Raw genomic sequence first — 4,829 nt, 5'->3', positions numbered from 1 at the left:
TGCGCTCCTCAGGCTGAAGTTGTTGGTACGAAGTTCTGCTTTGCATCTGAACACCTTACCCGAAGCAAGGTGTTGCACTTCAGATTTGAGGCCGCCAATGTAAACACCCCCTAGCCTTTCTCCATCGATCGCGCCTGGTACTCGTCCAAGAAGACATCCAGCGGCAATGGCATTCCGATGAAGTAGCCCTGGGCACAGTCCACGCCGATCGCACGCAGCGTGCGCAGGGTCTGTTCGTCCTCCACTGATTCGGCCACGGTGCACACGCCGAGGCGGTGCCCGATGTCATTGATTGCGCTGACGATCTCGCGGTCCACCGCGTTTCTGGCAAGGTGGCGGATGAAGCTGCCATCGATTTTCAAGCAGTCTACCTTGAACTGCTTAAGGTACGCGAAGGAGGATAGCCCTGTGCCGAAATCGTCGAGCGCGACGGTGCAGCCCGCGCGCCGCATGTCCGTTACGAGGCGATTAGCTGCCGCCATATTGTTGATCAACGCTGTCTCTGTGATCTCAAATTGGATCTGGCTCGCCGGGAGCTTCGAGGTTTGCAGCTCTTGGTGCAGGAAGGGCAGCAGGAAGGGCTCACCAAGTGAGTTCGCTGAGAGGTTGATGCCCACAGTCAGCTCCGGCGATGTGCGTAGCCGCGGGCCATAGCCGCGCAGCAGGCGGCAGATGACCCAGCGGTCGACATGCCCCATCAGATCGTAGCGCTCGGCTGCGGGAATGAAGGCGCCGGGCAGCACCATCTGACCGCGCTCGTCAATCATCCGCACCAGAATTTCAATATGATGCGAATGCTCGGAGTTTGGCCGTAACGCCCGAATTTCCTGCGCGAACAGGCAGAAGCGGTTGCCCTCCAGTGCCGAACGGATCCCAGCTGCTACTTGCAGCTCTTGGTGATGGCGCCGCGCGTCGCTTTCGTCGCTGCGATACACCGACACACGGTTACGGCCCGCCGCCTTGGCGGCATAGCAGGCCACGTCTGCGCGACTCATGAGCTCGCCCACTGGCGGTGTATCGGCGCCGATCGCCGTAATGCCGATGCTGGCGCCCAGGTCGTAGACGCGTCCTCCCCAGGGGAAGCGCTGGCTGCGGATCGCGTCTATCACCTTTTGGCACGCGACTTCGGCCTGGTCGATTGCGCAATTGTGCAACAGCAGCGCGAATTCGTCGCCGCCCAGCCGCGCAAGCACATCGCCGGATCGTACGTGATGACGGATCACATGAGCGACCTCGCGCAGCAGTACGTCGCCCGCCGCGTGGCCCGCGGTGTCGTTGACGATCTTGAATCGGTCTAGGTCAATGAAACACAGCGCGTGATGCTGCGTCTGCAGACGCGCAGCATCGCAGATCTCGTGCAGATGCTTTTCGAACCAGTTGCGGTTCGGCAGTCCGGTCAGGCCATCATGCGTGGCCGAATGGGCTAGCTCACGTTGCAGGGCCCGGGCGCGGGTGATGTCCTGAAACACGAGCACTGCACCAATCACTTCGCCAGTCGCGGTCAGCACCGGGGCGGCCGAATCTTGCACGTCGTGCGGCTCGCCGCTCCGGCTGATTAGCACCGCACCGTTCTGCAGATAGACGGGGCGAAGGGTCTGCAGGCATGCTTCTACAGGGCTGGGAATGGGGTCACGGGTGCTTTCGTCCAACAACCGGAAAACGTTGTCCAGGGGTTGCCCCATGGCCTCCGAGAGGCCCCAGCCCGTTAGCTGCTCAGCGATGACGTTTATGAACGTCACGCGCATCTCGCCGTCCGTACAGATCACCGCGTCGCCGATGGAACGAAGCGTGATATGCAGGCGCTCTTTTTCCTCGAAAAGTGCCTCGGTCAACTGACGGTTCTCTGTGATGTCCCAGTTGGTGCCTACCATGGCGCTGGCTTTGCCGTTTGCGTAGCGTGAAATTGCGGCCTTTGCACGTACATGGCGTACCTCGCCGTCGGGCCAGCAGATGCGGTATTCGGTGTCGAAGGGCTGCGCGCCTTTGATGGCCAGGAGCATCTCCTCCCTCACGCGCCGCACGTCTTCCGGATGCAACATGGATCGCCAGTGGCGCAGCGTGAGCGTGTTTGCAGCTTCGGCGGGGCGGCCGTGCAGGATATACATGCGCATATCCCACGTGATCGACGAGCGCTCGAGATCCCATTCCCAGATGCCGACGCCGCCGCCATCGACTGCAAGCTGGATGCGTCGAGATAGGCGCTCGAGTTCTTGCTGCGCCATCTTGCGCTCATGGATGCTCTCCACTTGGCTGATGAAATACAGCGGCTTGCCGGAACCTTCTTCGCATATCAGTGACATGGCTTGCAACGCCCAGAGGTAGTGACCGTCCTTATGCCTGTATCGCTTTTCTATGCGGTAGGCCTCAATTTCTCCGCCCAATAGGCGTTCGAGTTGGTTGAGATCGGAGGCGAGGTCCTCCGGATGGGTAATGCTCTTAACGGACAGTTTGGCCAGCTCGGCAGCACTGTACCCTAGTAGATCGCAGACGGCCCGATTCACCGTTTGCCATTGGCCGTCCAGGTCCACCAGCGCCATCCCGATGGCCGAGTGCTCCATGGCCTTCCGAAAACGCTCCTCGCTGCTGCGTAGCTGGGTGCGGTCGTGCCGGTTTTGTTCTACGACGAAGGCAATACTGATTGGGAAGACCATGATCAGCGCCGTGGACAGATGTACAGGCTGCTGCAGTAGCGTCTGCGTCTGCCGCAGGCCGGCAGCCACGGTACCGAGATCAAGCAGCACGGTGAAGAGTACAGATACCAGCGCCAGAAGCGCTGTGACCAGTGGATTGGAAGTAAGTGCAACGATTACCAACGGCATCGAGAGCACCGCAAGGGGATTCTGGCTAAGCCAGACGGCGGTGGCCACAGTGCCCAGACAGAGGGCCAGAAGCATGGCAAGCTTTGTCCGGTGTTTATTCTGGAAGGTGGCGTATAGGCGCTCGCGGCTGAACGTAGACATCAGTGGCAGCACTAACGCTGCGCCCATTGAATCTGCGGTCCACCATGTCCACCATGCGACTGCGTAATGGGCGTGATAGCCGACGGCGATCGCTGCGGCACCGAGCGTAGCACCCACAGCAGGTCCCAGCGTGCCGCCTATGCCGAGCGTGAGTGCGCAGCGCGTGAAAGGGCCGGAGCGTATAACGCTGACGCGTCCGGACATGGCTCTAATCACTGAGGCCGAGAAGGTGATTTCCGCGACATTAGCACAACTGAGCAGTAGAGCGACGCCAAGACTGTCGCCCATGACCCCGTTAGCGCACACACCGGCCACGAGGAAGGACGCTAAGAGTGCCGGTGTTTCGGCAGGCGGGCGGTTCAGGGCGACACCTAGGCCGAACGTGGTGGCTAGCCACAGCGCAGCGACGTTCCCCGGATGGCGTGCCGCTGCGATGCCCGCCACTGCGAGCAAGAAGAAGGAGACGGCGCCGAGAATTGCCACCTGCCAGCGGTGCGCGGAGTTGTAGGGCTCACAGATGACCGGAAGCCGTGTGACACCATTGGGGTTTCGAATCCGCTCTCTCATGCTAGACACCGTCCACAATTCCACCAATTCCGCACAGACACGGGCAAGCGATGCAAAGACGAGCAGCCGTCGGCTCATTCCGAAGAGAGATACGGCGAAAATCCCCGACTCGACTTAGAAATGGTCGACGAGACGGCCAGTACGAGGCAAGGTGCGAGTTGGCACCGCTTACTGACCCAACTCTCGCGCTGCGGTATGACGGCGTTTGCCCGGTAGTCCAAATACGAGCCGGAAATTATTGGCGTCGTTGCCGCTGTCCTCGTTGAGTGCTTTTGCGGCGAGCTTTCCGTCAGTTCGTCTTTAAGCTGTTCAGACGCGCGCACGGGCACGATCAGCCCTCGTTCCTATCCCGCTTCGACTCGGCAAGAAGCCCAGAAACCCCAGGATCAGCCAGCGCGGCAGCGTTTCGCCGGACGCCGCCAAGTGACATAGGTGATGAAAAGCCCGTCGAGGGTGGCTGCAGCAATGGCAATCTCGTGGAACGTATGATTTCCGAACTCCAAGCCGGGATCCTGAAAGAAGAACAGGTGGGCTATAAGGTAGCCGGGAAGCAGGAAAGATAACACGATCAGGACAGCCGAACATGCCTTGGTAACGGCCTGGATGACTGGCACCGAAATCTTCGACTGCGAGTCTTTCTTGCATGTCTGCCTCGTGTACCTGGTGGGAATCTTGCCGTTGAGCTCCAACCCAAAAAACGAGCCCTCTTGCCGACGGGCTCGAACGGGAGAGTTGGCAATAGGGATATCTCAAGCTCAATCAGAATACGTTTTCGAGTGCAGCACGACAACTATACAAAGGTATGCAAATGCAATTGTTTTGACGTTTCGCACATGCTTTGTATTCGTGCAATCACTCCTCGGTGTCAAGTGGGCGAGAAGGGCTGACGAATCGGCGTGGGTGTCCCACCAATACGCGGGTAAAGTCGATGCAACTTCTCGGAGCATCATCGGCTTGATTTTGGTCTCCGGTTTCAAAGTCTACCCCAATGAGATCGAAGCTGTCGTGGCGCAGTTGGAGGAGGTTCTTGAATGCGCGTGCATTGGTGTGCCCGACGAGCGTTCCGGAGAAGCCCCACACCTTTTTGTTGCACCGCGCGAGCCGCAGCGTACTCCGGACGGGATGAAGACCGTAATACATGCGCACTGTCGGTCAATCTCGCAGCGTACAAGGTGCGCCGGCACATCACACCTGTGCTGCCTATTTTAAACATAGCGACATAAATATTGCAGCATGTATGATTGCGTGGTTACTCTTTTGGGGATGCAGCCATGCGTAAGCTCGAGATTGCAGACGCGCAGA

At 59.2% G+C, this 4,829-nt stretch carries 1 protein-coding gene and 2 pseudogenes; 1 reads left to right on the top strand and 2 read right to left on the bottom strand.

Annotated elements, in window-relative coordinates:
* Positions 1–110: 110 nt before the first annotated feature.
* Together ACYP5B_RS01145 and ACYP5B_RS01140 are read right to left on the bottom strand one after the other, a co-directional pair.
* The gene (locus ACYP5B_RS01145; protein WP_459568230.1) at positions 111–3,527 is read right to left on the bottom strand and encodes a diguanylate cyclase; all 3,417 of its coding nucleotides are present in this window, start codon (positions 3,525–3,527) and stop codon (positions 111–113) included.
* Between the two features lie 366 nt (positions 3,528–3,893).
* Positions 3,894–4,132: pseudogene (locus ACYP5B_RS01140) on the bottom strand (GGDEF domain-containing protein); the annotation flags it as partial.
* A 349-nt stretch (positions 4,133–4,481) separates the two neighbouring features.
* Between ACYP5B_RS01140 and ACYP5B_RS01135 the strand changes: the two are divergent.
* Positions 4,482–4,750 (top strand): annotated as a pseudogene (locus ACYP5B_RS01135) (AMP-binding enzyme); the annotation flags it as partial.
* Positions 4,751–4,829 lie beyond the last annotated feature (79 nt).

The sequence above is a fragment of the Cupriavidus sp. 8B genome, assembly GCF_054589115.1.
This window is presented reverse-complemented; position numbering and strand designations above follow the sequence as displayed.

Bases quoted from the DNA above. Each gene is read 5' to 3' on its own strand.
- ACYP5B_RS01145 (WP_459568230.1), bottom strand. From the start codon at position 3,527: ATGAGAGAGCGGATTCGAAACCCCAATGGTGTCACACGGCTTCCGGTC.